Raw genomic sequence first — 16,496 nt, 5'->3', positions numbered from 1 at the left:
GCAATGGACCAGGACATCACTGCAGTCGTTGCCGAGGGACCGCTTTCGACGATCCGTACGCGGCACCTCTTCACGATGCGGCTCGACGTGCGTCCCATCGTTCCGATCGGGTCGACGCCGAACGGCTTTAGGCGGATCGGCTTTGTGACCGGCGGCGAGATCGTCGGCGAGCGGATCCGCGGAAAGGTACTGAATAAGGCCAACGACTGGCAGGTCAAGAGGCCGGATGGGAGTGTCACGCTCGACGTGCGACTTGCCTTCGAAACCGACAGTGGGGCGCTCGTGACCATGGCCTATCGCGGACTGCGACACGGTCCTGCCGAGGTGATCGAGCGCCTCGAACGCGGTGAGAACGTCGATCCCTCCAGCTACTACTTCCGCATCGCGCCAATCTTCGAGACCGCGAATGCGGACCTTATGTGGCTCAATGGCGTCTTCGCTATCGGGACCGGACACCGCTTTCCGCAAGGGCCAATCTACAACATTTTCGAAGTCCTCTGATGCAGGACGGCCCGCCGCGAGCCTTGCCGCCACGAGTGGTTCTGTTGCTCGCCGCCAGCTGCGGCCAGCTAATCGCCAATCTCTATTTCATTCAGCCGATTGCCGCCCTCGTTGCCGCCGACTTCCGGATGCCTCGACAGGAGGCCGGCCTTCTTACCACGCTGCCGCTGGCTGGTTACGGCATGGGCCTGCTGCTGGTGGTGCCGTTGGCCGATCTCGTCGAAAACCGCCGACTCATCCTCGTGATGATGACGACCGAAACGATCTGCTTAAGCCTTCTGTGGCTTGTCCATCAAACGGCTCTGTTTCTGACGATTGGCTTCTTCGCGGGTGTTTCCGCGAGCGCGATCCAGGTCATCCTGCCCTATGCCAGTCAGTTGCTCCCGGGCGAACGGCAGGGCCGCGCTGTTGCGACGCTGGTGAGCGGCATGATGCTGGGTATCATGCTGGCCAGACCTGCGTCGAGCTTCATCGCTGATGCGCTGGCGTGGCGCTCAATCTTCGTCATCGCCGCAATTCTGATGGTGCTAATGACCGCGACCTTGTTCATCTCTTTACCGGTTCGTTGGCCATCAAGCTCTCAAACCTATAGCGAACTCATACGCTCGATGGGTGACATTTTCTACAAGACCGAAATCCTTCGGCGCCGCGCCTACTACCATGCCGCGATGTTCGGTGCTTTCATCAGCTTTTGGACGGCGGTTCCTTTGTGGCTTGCACAAGCGCCATTCAACCTCTCGCAAGGCGGCATCGCATGGGTCGCACTCGCCGGCGTCGCCGGCGCGGTCGCGCCGCCGATCGCGAGCCGCCTCGTCGACCAAGGCTATAGTCGCACCGCAACAACTGCCGCCATGATCCTTGTGATGCTGGCTTTCGGTGCCACGCTTCTAGCTGAAAGGGGGATCGTTGTGATTGTCGTAATCGCGGCCATCGTGCTCGACGGCGCGGTTTCGGCGAACCTCGTCATTGGGCAGCGGGCGATCTACGCACTTGCGCCAGAGCAGCGGGGCCGCATGAACGCCATCTACATTGCCGTCTTCTTCGTCGGCGGGTCGGTGGCGTCCGCCATTGCAGCCTGGAGCTTTGTCCACTTCGACTGGCTGGGGGTCGTCATCCTGGGCGTGCTGCTGCCTCTCTCCGCGCTTTGCTACAGCGTCGGTGACAGGACGAACGCTCGCTCTACGAGCGCCAAACCATCTTGAGCCAGAGTTTCTGCAGTGGCCGGAACGGCCGCCTGGGAGGAGTAGCAGATGCCGCTTATCATGGTCGATATCGTCAAGGGCAGAACTGCTGCAGAAGTCGGGTCGCTGCTGGACGCTGTTCATGATGCAGTGCTAGGCGCTTTCGGTGTTCCCGCGCAGGATCGCTACCAGATTGTCACCGAACACGAGCCGCAGCACCTCGTCGTTCAGGACACCGGGCTCGGCATCGAGCGCTCGGAGGCTGTTATCCTCGTCCGAGTCCTGACGCGGCCCCGATCACGGGAAGCCAAGGCCGGGTTCTACCGTCTCCTTACCGAGAGGCTTGAGACTCGTTGCGGCATATCTCCATCCGACGTCGTCATCGCACTCAGCGTCAATGACGACGAAGATTGGAGTTTCGGATTTGGCCGTGCACAGTTTCTCACCGGTGAACTCTGAGCCAGGGCTTGCCCAACCGTACAGCGGAGACGCTGCTTGCGGCGATTCTGAGCGTCACCCGAAGAGCGATGCGTCGAACGCGCTCCTGCGACCGCTGTCGCTCGACGACAGGGCAGTATCGATCAGCCGATGCATACGAATCGCATCGAGGAACGTCGGCGCCGTGCTTGTACCGTCCCGCACGTCGCGTGCGAAGGCGGCGAAGTTCTCCGCGGCTTCCATTACTGCCGAAGGAAGTCCGGCTTTCGGCAGGACGTCATATTTGGAAGGGATGGGCATCGGTTGCAGGTCGAGCTTGTCCCCACGGGCGCCAAAGATGCGGTAGTCATCGCCCACGTCGCCGAAGGCGGAGGTGTTTGTCACCCGCAGGTCGCCCTCTGTGCCGCTGATGTCGATCTGCACACCGGAGCCGTTCCGCTTACCGCCCTCGAGATGGACGGTGACGACGGCGTTGTCGGGCAACAGGCCGGTCAAGACGAACTCGTCGGCGTTGGTGGTGGCGATTTCTTCTCCCGTCTCAACGATCTTCACCTTGGGAAACTGGTTGACCGCAAGTGCCTGGATGCTTTCGGGCCAGCCAACGGCATAAAACAGCATGTCAAGAAAATGGCCGGCATAGATGGCGACCATGGAGGAGAAGTTCTCGGATGGCGCGGTCCAGGCCAGGGCCTTGGGAAGCTGCGGTTGGAAGTAGTTCATGCTGACGTGCATGCGAACCGAGCGGAGGCGACCGATATAGCCCTCTCCGATGAGATCCTTGACGTAGCGGTTAAACGGCGCGAAGCGGCGCTGGAGACTGGTGAAGGTCCGCACTCCCTTGGCTTCGGCGAGCGTTGCGAGTTCCTGCGACAACGCAGTCGAAGTCGTGAGGGGCCATTCGCAATAGACGTCCTTGCCGGCCTCAATCGCCGCGCGGATTCCGGCTGCATGTTGGGGAGCCGTCGTGAGCACGGCGACGAGATCGACCTCGGGACGCCGGACAAGATCTCCGACAGAATCCGCCACGTGATCGAACCCGTATTTGGCCGCACCGACCTCCGCCGCCTTACGTCTCTGGCTAAAGAGTGTCGACAGCGCATAGTCGGGCAGGAGGTTCAGGACGCGGATAGGGCCATGCTGGGCCCAGTTGCCGATACCGATCATGCCAACACGGATCGGGGGCCGATTGCTGACGCTCATGGATGAGATCTCCTTCAGGAATCCACTCGCCACATAGCTAAGGACTGAGCGCCTGGGCCGGAATACAGCTTGCCTTCCGGTCATTGCGGACGCCAGAGTCCGATATTCTAGCCGGCTAGCCAGCTCTGGCTGACAGGAGATCTGGATTGAATATGGATCGACTTGGCTCGCTCAATACATTCGTGCAAGCGGCCGAACTGAGGAACTTCACTAGCGCGGGACGCAGGCTCGGCATTTCCTCCTCGGCCGTGGGCAAGACCATAGCCCGCCTGGAGGAGCGCCTCGGCGTTCGCCTGTTCGTCCGTTCGACCCGCAGCGTGACGCTCACCGCCGAGGGACAGGCATTCCTCGAACGCTGCCGGCGGATCTTCGCCGAGATCGAAGCGGCCGAAGCGGAGATGGCGCAGAGCAACGGCGTGCCGGCCGGCCGCCTCAGGGTTAGTATGCCGCTTACCGGCATGTTGCTCACGCCCGCCATCAGTGCCTTTGCTGTCGCGCATCCGAATATCGAACTCGACATCGATTTTTCGGATCGCCTCGTCGACATTGTCGAGGAGGGGTTCGACGTAGTGCTGCGCACCGGAGCGGCAGCCGACTCCACGCTGATGACCAGGGTGCTCGGTACTTATTCCTATGTGATCGTTGCCTCGCCAGACTATCTTGCCCGCGCCGGTACGCCGACAGAGCCTGAAGGTCTGCTGTCGCATGCCTGCCTGCATCACCGCTGGTCGACCACGGGCAAGCTAGAAGGCTGGCGGCTGAAGCGCGACGGCGCCTATCTCGACCTCGCCCTGCCTACAACGCTGATTTGTAGCACTATCGAACCATTGATCGAAATGGCCGAGCGCGGGCTTGGCTTTACGGCGATGCCGGTCTTCGCCGTGCGGCGGCAGTTGGACGAAGGCAGGCTGGTTTCAGTGCTCGACCGCTATCTCGATGATGTCGGCACGTTCCGCATGATGTGGCCCGCCGGGCGGCAATTGCTGCCGCGCGTGCGGGCCTTCGTCAACTTCATGGGCGAGCATCTGTTTGCCGAGATTCGGCAGGGCTGATGCTCCAGGTTATCTACCTCAGGCGGGCTGGCTGGCCCGCACGTCCCTGACGGCATCGAAGAAGGTGATCGTGCGCGGTTCGCGCAGGATTTGCGGCAAGCGTTCCTCGTAAGCGCGGCGATAGTCGCGCTTACGCTGGACGGTCTCGAACTCGTGGCGGTCGAGCCAAGTCTCGTAAAGGACGATGCTGTCGGGGTCGTCCTGGTTCTGGAGCGCCACGACGTCGATGAAGCTTTCTTCGCGTCGCATCGGCTCGATGATGTCGTCCAGCAATGCGAGGAACTCCTGCGCATAGCCGGGCTTGAGATTAATGCCGACGAGGATGGTGAAGGGTTTGCGATCCATGATGTTATCTCCTTTAGGCTGCCGCATCGGCCACATCTCGCCAGGGTAAGAAATCGGTGTAGCCGTGCCCGTCTCCGCCCCAGAAGGTGGAGCGGTCGTAGGGTGTCAGCGGCAGGTCGCGACGCAGCCTGTCCGGCAGGTCGGGATTGGAGGAGAAGAAGCGACCGAAGGCGACGAGATCAGCGTCCCCACGCTCGACGATTTCCTGCGCGTCCGAGCGATTGAAGCCGCCCGCTGCAATGATCGGGCCGCGGAAAATCTTGCGCAGCTGCGCCGCCGCCACGGGTGCCTTGCTCTCATCCGGTACCTCGCCACCGACCACGCGCGGCTCAATGATGTGCAGGTAAGCAAGGCCATACCGGTTGAGAGCGTTGGCTATGTAGCCGAACGTTGCGGCCGGATCGCTATCATGCATGGAGGCCCAGCTTCCGCTCGGGCCCAAACGGACGCCCACCCGGTCCGCTCCCCACACCGAACTCACCGCCTCGACGACCTCCATCAGGAGCCGCGCCCGATTCTCGATTGGTCCGCCGTACTGGTCGGTGCGTTTGTTCGTGCCGTCCTGGATGAACTGGTCGATCAGGTAGCCATTGGCGCCGTGGATCTCGACGCCGTCGAAACCCGCCGCCTTGGCGCGCACGGCGCCCTGGCGGAATTCCTCTACGATGCCGGGGATTTCATCGGTTTCGAGCGCCCGAGCCGGCGAGACCGGGACCCAGCCGTTCGCAGTGAAGACCACCTGTTCGAACGGGACTGCGGATGGCGCCACGGGGGCCGCACCACCGGTCATGTCGATATGGCTCTGCCGGCCGACATGCCAGAGCTGGAGGAAGATGCGTCCGCCCTTGGCATGAACCGCATCTGTTACCTTTCGCCAGCCGACCACCTGTGCGTCCGAGTAGATGCCGGGAGCGCCAAGATAACCGCGCCCAACGATGGAGACCGTGGTTGCCTCTGCGATCTGCAAGCCGCCTTCAGATGCTCGCTGCCCGTAGTGCGTGGCCATCAGGTCGCCGGGAATATCCCCCGGCTGTTCCGAACGAAGACGGGTAAGGGGCGCCTGCACGACCCGATGCGAGAGATGAATCGCCCCAAGGGCAATCGGTGAGTAGAGCTTCAGCATGGTGACAATCCTTGAAAGCAGTGTTTGGGGAGGAAGGATCAGGCGACTGACGCTTCCGCTCCTTGCCAGGGCAGGAAGTCGACATAGGCGCGCCCGTCGCCGCCCCAGAAGGCGGAGCGATCGTACTTGGTGAGCGGCAGTCCGCGCCGGAGGCGTTCTGGGAGGTCGGGATTGGAGGTGAACCAGCGGCCGAAGGCGATCAAGTCGGCGTCGCCGCGCTGCAGCGTCTCCTCTGCCCCGGCGGCGTCCCTGAATCCACCAGCCGCGATAATCGGCCCACTGAAATGGTTGCGCAGGAAGGCGGACGCGACTGGCGGATGATCTAAGGAGTCGACCTTGTCGTCGTCGCCCTTCACCCGCGGCTCGATGACGTGAAGATAGGCCAGGCCATAGGGATCGAGGAGCTCGGCGACACGGCGGAATGTCGTCTCGGGATCGCTGTCATGGATCGAGTTCCATTCGCCGCTGGGTGAAAGGCGGACGCCGACACGATCGAAGCCCCTGAGTGAGCCGATCGCCTCGACCGTCTCGATCAGGATTCGGGCCCGGTTCTCCACCGCCCCGCCATATCTGTCGGTCCGGCGATTGGTACCGTCCTGCAAAAAGCTGTCCAGCAGATAGCCGTTCGCTGCGTGGATCTCGACACCATCGATGTCCGCGTCGAAGGCCCGCCGCGCCGCCGCGCGGAAATCGTCGATGACGCGTTTAATGTCATCGACTGTGGCCTCGCGCCCGGGCGAGACCGGCTTCCAACCCGTGGGAGTGAGCGCCTGCGCGTCGAGCGGCACAATTGATGGCCCGAGAGGCGGGACGCCGCCGTTCATCTCGACGTGGCTTGTCCGGCCATTGTGCGCCAGTTGGGCGATCACGACACCTCCCTTGGAGTGCACGCCATCGGCGATCCGCCGATATCCGGCAACATGTTCGTCACGGTACAGGCCTGGCGCACCATCGTAGGCGCGCGCTTCCACCGAGATCATCGCAGACTCGACGATGATGAGTCCGCCGTCGGAGGCGCGTTGCTTGTAATGCTCGGCCATCATGGCGCTGGCGGTATCATCGGGGTCGGCACGCAGCCGAGTCAGAGGCGGCATCACCACGCGGTGCTTCAGTTCATAGGGGCCGACCCGGATTGGGCTGAACAGCTTAGACATAGATAAATCTCCAAATGCCGCCGGCTGACGCGAGAGGCATGAAGGCGATGGCGGTCGGGCCAGAAATAGATTGCTCCCGCGGCTGCCTGAATTAGGTCGGGACGAACAACAGTTCAGCCGTCAGCGTCCATAATTGCCCGCTCCGTCGCCCGACGAGCCATGTCGCGAATTGCGGGTCTCTTTGACCTTCTTGCCAAATCGTCGCCGCCTTAAAAGCAACGGGGGCACAGCGCCCGGCGGACCGCCATTCGGATTTCGGACGTGAGCGTCCGCTCAGTTGCGATGATCGCGTCTCTGGCCCGGGCAGCTGCCGACCCAATTTTCGTGGGCGATCCGCCCCAAGAGGGAAACATGTTCCTTCGCGCGCGGACGGAGTTTCATGGAGTTCCGAAAATGATTTTTGACTTCACTCAGCTCGATGCGCCGCTTCGCTACAAGCTGCTTGGCTCCACCATCACGCCTCGCCCGATTGCGTGGGTGTCGTCCCTGGACGAGACCGAAGTTGCCAACGCGGCCCCGTTCTCGTTCTTCAACGCTTTTGGGGAAGACCCCCCGGTGGTTGGCTTCTCGATTCTCAGCCGCTCGATGCACGACAGGAAGGATACCGGAAACAACGTCCGCGCCCGGGGCGAGTTCGTCGTCAACCTCGTAAGCGAGGAAACCCTTGAGCAGATGAACGTGACAGCCATCGACTTCGGCCCGGGTGTCAGCGAATTTGCCGAGGCTGGGCTGACAGCCTCTCCATCAATCAAGATCAGGACACCCCGTATCGCCGAAAGCCGCGTCGCTCTCGAATGCAAGGTCATGCAGATCGTCGAGCTCGGCCCAATGAGGTCATTGGTGCTCGGTGAAGTTCTCGCGATGCATATAGCCGACGACGCCGTGCTGAATGCCGAGCGTGGATACATCGATACGCCCTCGCTTCGCATCATCGGAAGAGCGGGCCCAAACTCATATGTGCAGACCACACAAGTCATAAAACTGCCCTCGATGTCTGTCGGCGACTGGGACGCCCGACAGAAAACGGAAGCCTGAGGGCTGTCGCAGTGAAACACATGCCCGCCCACAACTCGCCGGTCCACGCCGACGCGGATATCAACAAACTGGAAACGCGATCTGCGCCTGAACTGGTGACGTCCCACGTCGGCGCGCTTTATGCCCTGGCTGCGGGGACCTTTGCCGTCGGCACCGAAGGCTTTATGATAGCGGCTATCCTACCCGAGGTTGCCCACGCGCTCTCGGTCGGCGTTCCGGCCGCCGGCCAACTCGTCACGGTGTTCACGCTCATTTATGCGATCAGCTCTCCTTTGCTCACGGCTTTCACGGCAGTCCACAGCCGCCGCGCGCTGCTGATGGGTTCGCTAGCCGCCTTCGTGCTCGCCAACCTTCTCGCAGCTGCTGCTCACTCCTACTGGTCGCTGATGGGTGCCCGCATCCTTCTTGCGCTCGCCGCCGGACTCTATGTTCCCAATGCAAATGCGCTGGCGGGAACACTCGTTCATCCCTCTCGACGAGGACGCGCACTGGCCATCGTCAATGGTGGCATCACCGTTGCCGTTGCGCTCGGAGTGCCGGCCGGGGCGTTCGTCGGCGCCCATCTCGGCTGGCGGCTGACCTTTGTCGGCGTCGCCGTGCTCGCGGCAGCTGCACTTCTTGTCCTAACGGTCCGCCTGCCTCGGAACATGCAAGGCAGTGCGCCGGCTTCCGTTAGGGAGAGGCTGGCGATCATTGCCTATCCCGGCGCTCTCGGCACGCTTGCCACCACAACTCTGTGGGCGACAGGCGCCTACGCAGTCTACACCTACGTTTCACCGTTCATCAGCGTGAGCACGGGCCTGCCCGCCGAACACGCCGGCATGATGATCACCGTTGTCGGCGTATCGGCCATCTTCGGAGTCACGCTCGGCGGCATCGCGAATGACCATTGGGGCGCTCGGCGGGCGCAGGCGATCGCACTTCCGCTGTTGGCGATGGCGTTTGCAGGATTGACAGTCGCCGGGCTGATGATGGCGCCGGCTGCCATGGTTCCGGTACTAGCATTGATGGTGGTTTGGGGGCTTAGCGCTTGGGGATTCTACCCGCCCCAGCAGGACCGGCTTATCGCGGTGGTCGGCGTCGGCCACGCTCCGGTCGCGCTGTCGTTAAACGCATCGTTTATGTATCTTGGCTTCGCACTGGGGGCGGCTCTCGGCTCCCTCGTCATCGCCCTAACCTCAGTCCTTTGGATCGGTCTCGCGGGCGCGCTGTGCATCATCGCCGCGGCGCTGATCTCTCAAGCCACCTGGGCAGCTTCGGCGTCGCGAACACGGGTCCAGCACGTCGCCGGCGGCCCGGGCCACTAGCATCACGATTTGGCGGAAGGGTAGTCGATGTAACCTTGCTCGCCTTGCGTGTACCAGGTCGCCATGTCGTCAGGGGCGAGGGGCAAATCGTTCGCGAAGCGATGCGGAAGGTCGGGATTGGAGATGAAAAGACGACCGAAGCCGATCGCATCAGCCGCTCCCTGTGCAAGAGCGGTCTGCGCTTTGGCAAAGTCATAGTCGGTATTGAGGACGAACGGGCCCTCAAAAGCCCCGCGCATATAAGGCGCGATCGGCGGCTTGTCGGCCTTACCGAAAGTTCCATCGTACCCAGGCTCACGAACATCGAGGAATGCGATGCCTATATCGGAAAGCATCGCGGCCGCGGCTTCAAACAAGGGCCTGGGATTGCTGTCGTTCACCCCGCGCCGATCGCCGTTGGGCGACAGGCGCACGGAGGTGCGGTTGTTCCCAACGACTTCCGCGACCGCGCTTGTGACCTCCCCCAGCAGACGGATTCGGTTCTCGATCGAACCACCATAGCGATCGGTCCGAAAGTTCGTGCTGTCGCGCAGGAACTGGTCCAGCAGATAGCCGTTCGCGGCATGGATCTGGACGCCGTCGAAGCCGGCTGCCAAGGCGTTGCGGGCAGCCCGCCGGTAATCATCTAGAAGGAGCGGGATCTCATCGAGGTGCAACGGTCGAGCCTCGACGAATGGCCTCTTTCCTTCATAAGTGTGATCTTCTCCGGGCTGCGTCGTTGCCGAGGCCGACACTGGCTGGCCGCGTCCTGGCATGGAAGGATGGACTGCACGTCCCATATGCCAGAGCTGAGAGATGATCCGTCCGCCCGCCTCCTTGACGGCCGCAACGATTGGTCTCCACGCCTCAATCTGGGTCTCGTTCCAGATGCCGGCAGCATAGGGCCAGCCGAGTCCTTGCAGGCTGATTCCTGTTGCCTCGCTGACGATCAACCCTGCTGAAGCTCGCTGACGGTAATACTCGATCATGATCGGTGTCGCGACATGGTCGCGGGTGTTGCGCGCGCGCGTTAGCGGCGCCATCAAAATGCGGTTTGGCGCTTCGATGGCGCCCAGACGGATCGGATCGAAGATAGATGGCATCGGTTGGAGCTCCGATTTAAGTTCCCGGTCAGCTGCGGTTCTTGACGATCTCGGCCTTTGCCATTCTACGTTTTATGTCTCCGGGCGATACAACTGTGAGTTTCGTCAGCCGATTCGGGCGCGTACGAGATCTCCAGGCCGGTGGTCGGAGTGTTCGGTCAAATGACTTCGGCAACTGCTTCACCCACCGTCACATCCGCCCGCACATTTACAGATCAAGCGACAAGTAGCGTAATTTGAGTGGGAGTTGCTCTTCTGCGAGAGGCGGCATCAGTCCAGTTTCAGGGCTGCACTTGTCTGTCGCGGGGATGACTACGAGCTGGTGCTTGAGAGTTATTTGACGATAGGTCATCAGTTTCTTGCCCGAAGATGGAAGGCGACCTGCCGTCGTGCGCCTGACCAGACGAAGGACCATATGCCCCTCGGCTCGCCCTCGAGAAGGACGAAAACAGGCTCAATTCGGGACGAGTGGTCGCTTGTCGCGGTGGCGAGGGCCTGTCCTGCCCGAGCCTGGTCAGCGTGCGATCAGCGCATTGGCCGGCGTGAGTTCTTCGGCCAAGATCTTTGAAATAAAGCCCGTGAACACCTCAACTTTCTTGGCCAATCTCCGACCTGAGGGTCTGAGGCTGAAGATCGGCTTGGAAAAGTTGAAGTCAAGCAGCAGGGCTTGGACCGTCCCGGCTGCCAGCTCTCTGGCAAAGAGCCAAGACGGTGCGTTGGCAATTCCTAGATGAGAAAGAACGGCGCTTCTTAGTTGCTCTGCATCGTTTGTTCGCAGGAACCCTCTCGGCTGATGAACGTGCCGGGCTGTTGCGTTCGCAAATACCCAGTTGCGAACCGCGCCGAACTCGAGGACTGCGATGGCCGAATGGGTTTCGAGATCTTGTGGCCGGCAAGGCGTGCCGTGACCCACAAGATACTCCGGCGTCGCAACTGTAACCATCGTGGCATCTGCAATCTTCTTCGCGACAAGGCTGGAATCCGAAAGTTCACCGCCGTAAATCGCGACGTCGGCACCGTCTTCCATCATTCGCGTAGGAGGCGTCGCTGTAATAAGATCGACCGAGACATCCGGATAGCGATCGCGAAACAGGGCCAAGTGGGGGGTGATGTAGAGGCGGCTGAACGTGGGAGACGCGAGTACCCGAAGCAGCCCACTAGGATAGACCTGGACCTTCTTCGCCTCTGATGCCGCATCATCATAATCCTCGAGCAACCGAACTGAGGCCTCGTAGAAGCGCCGGCCGCTCTCCGTGACCGTGAATGTTCTCGAAGAGCGTCGGATCAACTCCACACCCAGTTCGGCCTCGAGTGCGGCGACGCGCTTGCTGATGGCGGGCTGCCCGACGCCGAGTTCGCGAGCCGTAGCAGAGAAGTTGCCGTGCTCTACGACCCGCGAGAAAATTCGAATGAGGTCCAGCCTGTCCATAGCGCCCGATATCCATTCCTCGATTGGAATACATTCTATTCCGAATTAGCCACCTGAGAATTTGGTGGGAATAGATGTAGATCAGGTAGCACGCTCGGCAACCCCGAGGTGCGCTGTCCATCCCCACCATTGCGTCAGATGCCAGGATCTCGTGACCATGTTTACCTATTTTCCCGAGAACTACATGTGGTCCTCTACAGTCGTGATGAGTCTCATGGCAGGTGGCCAACTAGGGGAGATGCACCGGTGGCTGAGCGCGCTTCGGAGCGCTGAAGGGAATATGGAGGCCTGGGACGGGGCTTGGGTCGGAATGGCAACTCAGCAGGAGGAACTCGCGGCCGCCGACCTGAATGCCGGGCACCGGCTGAGTGCCGGAGCGCGATATGCCAGGGCCGCCGCATACAGACTCCTCGGCGAGCGGCAAATGCCTCCTGGTTCAGACAAGCTAGCTCGTTACAAGGCCGCACTCGACACTTTCGACGCGGCGAGCCTGCACGCGCCTTTTCCTATCGAGCGTGTCGAGGTTGCATCACCCGATGGTTCCCTTCCCGGTTACCTCATTCCGGCAAGGAGCTCCGAACCGGCGCCGACCGTCATATTCTATTCTGGGCTCGATGTAACAAAGGAACTCCTGTTCCTCTTCATTCGGGAGGAGTTTATCCGAAGGGGCATAAGCGTCCTTGCCATCGACACGCCGGGCGTCGGGGCGCCGTTACGCCTGCGTGGAGTTCCATCGCGTCCCGACTATGAGGTCCCCACTGCGGCGATCATCGATTTTCTTGAAACGCGCGCCGACGTCGATTCGTCGCGGATCGGGATCCTTGGGATCAGCCTTGGCGGATACTACGCACCGCGGGCAGCAGCCTTCGAGCCACGAATTAAGGCGTGTGTCGCATGGGGAGGCGTGTGGGACTACGGAGCGCTGTGGACAAGACGCTGGGAAACACAAACCAAAAATATCTCGGTCGGCTTCTTCCAGCTGAAGTGGATCATGGGCACAGCGACGATGGAGGAGGCCCTTCAGCGTGTCCAACAATACAAGCTGGACGGAGTAATGCAGCGAATTACCCAGCCTTTGCTGATTCTGCATGGCGCGCATGATCTAGCGATTTCGGCCGATGACGCACGCAAGGCATATGAAGCCGCAAGTTCGGCGGACAAGCAACTTCGGATTTTTTCTGAGGCCGAAGGTGGTGCGGAACATGTCCAAGCCGATGAGCCGGATGCAGCCCGGCAGCTGATCGCCGACTGGTTCGCTCGGCGTCTTCGCGCACGGACCGCCCTAGATTGAACTGCACCAAATTGAAGAACCACGAATTCGGGTCAGCCGCTTCTATCGGACTTTTCGCGTAGGAAGGTTTGCGTTCCATGACTGAACGTGTTGACGTGGAGTTCAACGCCATCGACGGAACAAGGCTTGCTGCTTGGCTATTCCGTCCAGCGAACGCCACGAAACCTCTGCCCGCTGTGACGATGGCGCATGGCTTCAGCGCGACAAGATATCACGGCATCGAACCCCTCGCCCGTGCCTTTGCCGATGCAGGTTTCGTGGTTCTACTCCACGATCATCGGAACTTCGGTGGCAGCGGTGGCGAACCGCGTCACGATATTGATCCTTGGCGGCAGATCGAGGATTGGCGGCAGGCAATCAGTTATCTGGAGACGCTCGACGACGTCGATCCGTTGAGGATCGGGCTGTGGGGGACCAGTTATTCAGGGGGCCACGCGATCGTACTGGGAGCGACGGACCGGCGACTCAAAGCGGTGGTTACTCAAGTGCCGACGATCGATGGCTTCGCTGCGGGCCAGAGGCGAGTGAATCCAGCTAGCCTGAGCGCTCTGGAAGAGTCCTTCAACGAAGACCAGCGCGCTCAACTCAAGGGAGCACCGCCCCGCCGGCAGAAACTCGTCGACCCGGACCCGAGCGTCGCGGCCCAGTATCATACACCCGACACAGTGAAGTTCCTGACGCAGGACGTGCCCCCAGGGATGTGGCAGAACGATATCACCATCCAGTCGAATCGCCGCGCCAGGATGTACGAACCGGGTCGGTGGATCGATCGAGTCTCGCCCACTCCCCTGCTGATGATCGCGGTGACGCACGATACTACTGCCCCAACAGATCTCGCCCTTGCTGCCTATGAGAGGGCGTTGGAACCGAAGTCGCTCGTTCTGATGCCGGGAGGCCACTATTCGACCTATCTTGAGGGGTTCGAGACGGCTTCCAGGGCTGCCATCGAGTGGTTTGCACGGCATCTATGAACGCAGAGGCGGCGTGTTTCGGACGGGCAAGCGACCCTGTCCCAACCTGGGTCGGTGATGGTTAGAATGTCTCTCTCAAAGGATTCCGAAGACGCCGTGTGCGACTAAATTAGGGACCGGCAGAACGGTGACAATAGAGTTGCGGGAACTGAAGTGGGCTATTGTAGCCGCGCAATATCGGAGTCTCCGACGCGCAGCCGAGACGCTGAACATCCGGCAATCCACTCTCAGTCGCTCCCTGCGGCAGCTCGAAAGCAAATTAGGTGGCGTTCTTTTTGAGCGCACAAATGGAGGAACGAATCCTACTCCGGAGGGGAAAGAATTCGTCGAAGCGGCTCGGAGAATAGCGGAGAGTCTGGAGATTGTTGCTTCTCGCTTTCGAGCGTCCTCGCTAGGAAAGACCGGGCATCTGACCATTGGTGTTCACGTTTCACTCGCAACCGGAAACCTTAAAGCAACATTGGCCGAGTACCACAGAAAGTGTCCGGCCGTTGCAGTACAAATTGTTGATGGGGCGCGGGAGCGTCTGCTCGCTGAAACACTCGCTAATGCGATCGATGTGGCTGTCGTTATCGCCCAGGGCGGTGGTTGGGATGATCGTTCACTCTCTCTTTGGAGCGAGCGGGTGATAGTAGCCCTACCTGAAGGGCATTCGCTGTGCGATCGAGCGGTATTACAATGGGCCGATTTGGCCGGATACCCGATCTTGGTTCAAGAGAGAGGGGCAGGGCCGGAAATGCAGCGCCTCCTAGAAGCAAAACTCGGAGCGTTTGCGAGCCAGCGTTTCTCGCGGCAAGACGGAGGGATCGACCGCTTGATGGGTATGGTAGGAGCTGGTTTTGGTCTCTACCTGCTGTTTGAGGGAGCCACTGGCGCCCACTATGATGACGTTGTCTATCGAGAGGTCCATGACCCGGAAGGCCCGACTCGCGTGAACTTCGCCGCCTGCTGGCGTGGAGCTAGCAGAAATCCAACATTGAAACCCTTCCTTGAGCTGCTCGAAAATCGATACCCGGATCTTTCAGCCGCTCCTGGGCCGCAGCCGTGAGCATGCGTTCGGCGAATTTGGCAATAGACAAGCCGAAATCCAATCTAGCCGCCTTTTAAGGGCTGCCCGAGCGTTCCCCCGACCTCGCTGGTGTCGGAAGGTGAATTTCTTCTCTCCGCTTTGCCTTCGCGAACGCACGATCAGTTACCATGAATCGCTCGATCATCGGCACGATCAGCTTCGTCGGATCGGGAGCCGCGCGACTTGTCGTCCGGCCTAGCAGCTCAGCATAGGCAACCAGGTCTCGATGCACGGCAGCGGGAAGCTCGACACTTACTTTGACAGGCTTATCATCTGCGAGCGGGCCGAGCTTCAACTTGGTCATGGTGTGTCTCCCTGTCCATACGGCGCCATCACCAAGTCGCGGGTCACGATGACGCGCACTGGGAATCCCGGGCGGATTGTGAGCGTCGGTTGGATGTTGAGCTGGCGCTGGACGATCTGCTGGCCGGTCTGGCTGATGCTGTTAGAGGCGCCACTCCGGATCGCCTGAACGAGATTGTTCTCATCCTGGCTTGTACCGGCTTCGGCGCCGACACTGAGCAACGTCGAGAGCACGGCGGCCTTGAACAGCATGCCCCAGTGGTTGTCGACTTCGTCCTCCAGGCCGGCATAGCCTTCAGTATCGGCGCCGGGCTGGCGCTCCAGCACGATCGAGTTGCCATCCGGCATGATGATGCGCGTCCAGACCAGGAGGATGCGGCTTTGGCCGAAAGCGACCGAGCTGTCGTACTGGCCGATCAGCTTCGCGCCCTGGGGGATCAACAGAAACTGCCCGGTCGGACTGTCGTAGACGGCCTCGGTAACCTGGGCGGTGATCTGGCCCGGAAGATCGGATCGAATTCCAGTAATGAGCGCCGCCGGGATCACCGTCCCCGCCTGAACGACATAGGGCGAGGCCTTGGCGTCGAGGCGGTCGGGGCTGACCGTCCGCTTGTCCGGCGTGGCGTTGAGGAAGGCGGTCTTGCGATCCTGCATGTTCTGCGCGGATCCGGCGTCGACAGGCGGCGTGGGCGTCGGACCGCTCTGCGTCCCCGTCGCCGGCGGAGTGACCAGGCTGACCGGCTGCGGCTGCTGGTTGGTCTGGGCGAAGAGGCGGCTCACGCGGGCGGCGTCCGTCTCCTGGGCAAGCCGCTGGGCTGCGGGATCGGGCGTGGTTGCCGGAGCGCCGGTATTCGGCGCGGCGCCGGCATTCAGGATCGGTTTGCCGAGATCGCCGGGCAGCGGCTGTCAGTGCTGGATGTAATCTCCCCAAAACGGCTGGCTGAAATTTCCCCAGTTTGACCGAGGATCGTCCTGGCGGGGGCATGCCCCCGCCAGGACGATCGTTCCCCAAATA

17 protein-coding genes are annotated in these 16,496 nt (G+C 61.2%); 9 read left to right on the top strand and 8 right to left on the bottom strand.

Annotation, left to right across the window (positions count from 1 at the left end):
* Nucleotides 1-3 precede the first annotated feature (3 nt).
* The 3 genes from HUK84_RS00450 to HUK84_RS00440 are packed head-to-tail and all read left to right on the top strand — an operon-like array spanning nt 4 to nt 2,141.
* Nucleotides 4-501 (top strand): DUF3237 domain-containing protein, encoded by a 498-nt coding sequence (locus tag HUK84_RS00450; protein WP_176638435.1) that lies wholly within the window; start codon nt 4-6, stop codon nt 499-501.
* Nucleotides 501-1,703, top strand: coding sequence for an MFS transporter (locus HUK84_RS00445; protein ID WP_176638434.1), 1,203 nt, complete (start codon nt 501-503; stop codon nt 1,701-1,703). The genes HUK84_RS00450 and HUK84_RS00445 overlap by 1 nt, the downstream gene beginning before the upstream one ends.
* Nucleotides 1,704-1,751: 48 nt before the next feature.
* Nucleotides 1,752-2,141 (top strand): tautomerase family protein, encoded by a 390-nt coding sequence (locus tag HUK84_RS00440; protein ID WP_176638433.1) that lies wholly within the window; start codon nt 1,752-1,754, stop codon nt 2,139-2,141.
* Between the two features lie 54 nt (nt 2,142-2,195).
* Here HUK84_RS00440 and HUK84_RS00435 read toward each other — a convergent pair whose 3' ends face one another.
* Nucleotides 2,196-3,320, bottom strand: a complete 1,125-nt coding sequence (locus tag HUK84_RS00435; RefSeq protein WP_176638432.1) for a Gfo/Idh/MocA family protein — start codon at nt 3,318-3,320, stop codon at nt 2,196-2,198.
* A 152-nt stretch (nt 3,321-3,472) separates the two neighbouring features.
* Here HUK84_RS00435 and HUK84_RS00430 point away from each other — a divergent pair, with 152 nt between their 5' ends.
* Nucleotides 3,473-4,372, top strand: a complete 900-nt coding sequence (locus tag HUK84_RS00430) for a LysR family transcriptional regulator (protein WP_176638431.1) — start codon at nt 3,473-3,475, stop codon at nt 4,370-4,372.
* A gap of 18 nt (nt 4,373-4,390) precedes the next feature.
* Here HUK84_RS00430 and HUK84_RS00425 read toward each other — a convergent pair whose 3' ends face one another.
* From HUK84_RS00425 to HUK84_RS00415, 3 genes are read right to left on the bottom strand one after another with little or no spacing between them, the layout of a single operon-like run.
* Nucleotides 4,391-4,717, bottom strand: a complete 327-nt coding sequence (locus HUK84_RS00425; RefSeq protein WP_176638430.1) for a putative quinol monooxygenase — start codon at nt 4,715-4,717, stop codon at nt 4,391-4,393.
* Nucleotides 4,718-4,730: 13 nt separating this feature from the next.
* Nucleotides 4,731-5,840 carry an alkene reductase gene (locus tag HUK84_RS00420; RefSeq protein ID WP_176638429.1) on the bottom strand — a complete coding sequence of 370 codons (1,110 nt, stop codon included), beginning with the start codon at nt 5,838-5,840 and terminating at the stop codon, nt 4,731-4,733.
* A gap of 38 nt (nt 5,841-5,878) precedes the next feature.
* Complete coding sequence (locus HUK84_RS00415) at nt 5,879-6,994, bottom strand: alkene reductase (RefSeq protein ID WP_176638428.1); 1,116 nt, start codon at nt 6,992-6,994, stop codon at nt 5,879-5,881.
* A gap of 261 nt (nt 6,995-7,255) precedes the next feature.
* Between HUK84_RS00415 and HUK84_RS00410 the strand changes: the two genes are divergently transcribed.
* Together HUK84_RS00410 and HUK84_RS00405 are read left to right on the top strand one after the other, a co-directional pair.
* Nucleotides 7,256-8,029, top strand: coding sequence for a flavin reductase family protein (locus HUK84_RS00410; protein ID WP_317135186.1), 774 nt, complete (start codon nt 7,256-7,258; stop codon nt 8,027-8,029).
* Nucleotides 8,030-8,049: 20 nt separating this feature from the next.
* On the top strand, nt 8,050-9,336 hold the full coding sequence (locus HUK84_RS00405) for an MFS transporter (protein WP_176638480.1): 1,287 nt from the start codon (nt 8,050-8,052) through the stop codon (nt 9,334-9,336).
* A gap of 2 nt (nt 9,337-9,338) precedes the next feature.
* Here the strand turns inward: HUK84_RS00405 and HUK84_RS00400 are convergent, their stop codons facing one another.
* Together HUK84_RS00400 and HUK84_RS00395 are read right to left on the bottom strand one after the other, a co-directional pair.
* Nucleotides 9,339-10,418 (bottom strand): alkene reductase, encoded by a 1,080-nt coding sequence (locus HUK84_RS00400; protein WP_176638427.1) that lies wholly within the window; start codon nt 10,416-10,418, stop codon nt 9,339-9,341.
* Nucleotides 10,419-10,932: 514 nt separating this feature from the next.
* Nucleotides 10,933-11,847 carry a LysR family transcriptional regulator gene (locus tag HUK84_RS00395; RefSeq protein ID WP_176638426.1) on the bottom strand — a complete coding sequence of 305 codons (915 nt, stop codon included), beginning with the start codon at nt 11,845-11,847 and terminating at the stop codon, nt 10,933-10,935.
* A gap of 157 nt (nt 11,848-12,004) precedes the next feature.
* Between HUK84_RS00395 and HUK84_RS00390 the strand changes: the two genes are divergently transcribed.
* The 3 genes from HUK84_RS00390 to HUK84_RS00380 all read left to right on the top strand — a co-directional run bounded on the left by HUK84_RS00390 (nt 12,005) and on the right by HUK84_RS00380 (nt 15,157).
* Complete coding sequence (locus HUK84_RS00390; protein WP_176638425.1) at nt 12,005-13,138, top strand: alpha/beta hydrolase; 1,134 nt, start codon at nt 12,005-12,007, stop codon at nt 13,136-13,138.
* A gap of 77 nt (nt 13,139-13,215) precedes the next feature.
* The gene (locus HUK84_RS00385; protein WP_176638424.1) at nt 13,216-14,109 is read left to right on the top strand and encodes an alpha/beta hydrolase; all 894 of its coding nucleotides are present in this window, start codon (nt 13,216-13,218) and stop codon (nt 14,107-14,109) included.
* 127 nt (nt 14,110-14,236) lie between these two features.
* On the top strand, nt 14,237-15,157 hold the full coding sequence (locus tag HUK84_RS00380) for a LysR family transcriptional regulator (RefSeq protein ID WP_176638423.1): 921 nt from the start codon (nt 14,237-14,239) through the stop codon (nt 15,155-15,157).
* A 55-nt stretch (nt 15,158-15,212) separates the two neighbouring features.
* Here the strand turns inward: HUK84_RS00380 and HUK84_RS00375 are convergent, their stop codons facing one another.
* Both HUK84_RS00375 and HUK84_RS00370 read right to left on the bottom strand, forming a co-directional pair.
* The gene (locus HUK84_RS00375; protein ID WP_176638422.1) at nt 15,213-15,482 is read right to left on the bottom strand and encodes a DUF2274 domain-containing protein; all 270 of its coding nucleotides are present in this window, start codon (nt 15,480-15,482) and stop codon (nt 15,213-15,215) included.
* The gene (locus HUK84_RS00370) at nt 15,479-16,261 is read right to left on the bottom strand and encodes a TrbI/VirB10 family protein (RefSeq protein WP_456306653.1); all 783 of its coding nucleotides are present in this window, start codon (nt 16,259-16,261) and stop codon (nt 15,479-15,481) included. Before HUK84_RS00370 ends, HUK84_RS00375 begins: the two co-directional genes overlap by 4 nt.
* Nucleotides 16,262-16,496 lie beyond the last annotated feature (235 nt).

This window comes from Nguyenibacter vanlangensis (genome assembly GCF_013376155.1).
Classification (GTDB): domain Bacteria; phylum Pseudomonadota; class Alphaproteobacteria; order Acetobacterales; family Acetobacteraceae; genus Gluconacetobacter; species Gluconacetobacter vanlangensis.
The sequence above is the reverse complement of the archived record's forward strand: the minus strand, read 5'-3'. Positions and strand labels throughout refer to the sequence as shown.